Source organism: Pseudomonas sp. 05N432 (assembly GCF_056396945.1).
This window is the reverse complement of the sequence record NZ_JBFTMM010000073.1, coordinates 1-582: the sequence shown is the minus strand read 5'-3', so window position 1 is coordinate 582 and position 582 is coordinate 1. Positions and strand designations below refer to the sequence as shown.

2 tRNA genes and 1 rRNA gene are annotated in these 582 nt (G+C 47.8%); all 3 read left to right on the top strand.

What is annotated here, in order from left to right:
* A 16S ribosomal RNA gene (locus AC1DHT_RS29270) occupies positions 1 to 82 on the top strand; the annotation flags it as partial.
* Positions 83 to 164: 82 nt separating this feature from the next.
* A tRNA-Ile gene (locus AC1DHT_RS29265) sits at positions 165 to 241 on the top strand.
* A 34-nt stretch (positions 242 to 275) separates the two neighbouring features.
* Positions 276 to 351 (top strand) — tRNA-Ala (locus tag AC1DHT_RS29260).
* Positions 352 to 582 lie beyond the last annotated feature (231 nt).

Genomic DNA, 582 nt, shown 5'->3' with positions numbered 1-582 from the left:
GGTTACCACGGTGTGATTCATGACTGGGGTGAAGTCGTAACAAGGTAGCCGTAGGGGAACCTGCGGCTGGATCACCTCCTTAATCGACGACATCAGCTGCTGCATAAGCTCCCACACGAATTGCTTGATTCATTGAAGAAGACGATAAGAAGCAGCCCGAAATTGGGTCTGTAGCTCAGTTGGTTAGAGCGCACCCCTGATAAGGGTGAGGTCGGCAGTTCGAATCTGCCCAGACCCACCAATTTTGCTTGTGTGGGAAACGCCTGTAGAAATACGGGGCCATAGCTCAGCTGGGAGAGCGCCTGCCTTGCACGCAGGAGGTCAACGGTTCGATCCCGTTTGGCTCCACCACTACTGCTTCTGTTGTATGAAAGCTTAGAAATGAGCATTCCATCGCTGCGATGGTGAATGTTGATTTCTAGTCTTTGATTAGATCGTTCTTTAAAAATTTGGGTATGTGATAGAAAGATAGACTGAACGTTACTTTCACTGGTAACGGATCAGGCTAAGGTAAAATTTGTGAGTAATTGCGAATTTTCGGCGAATGTCGTCTTCACAGTATAACCAGATTGCTTGGGGTTA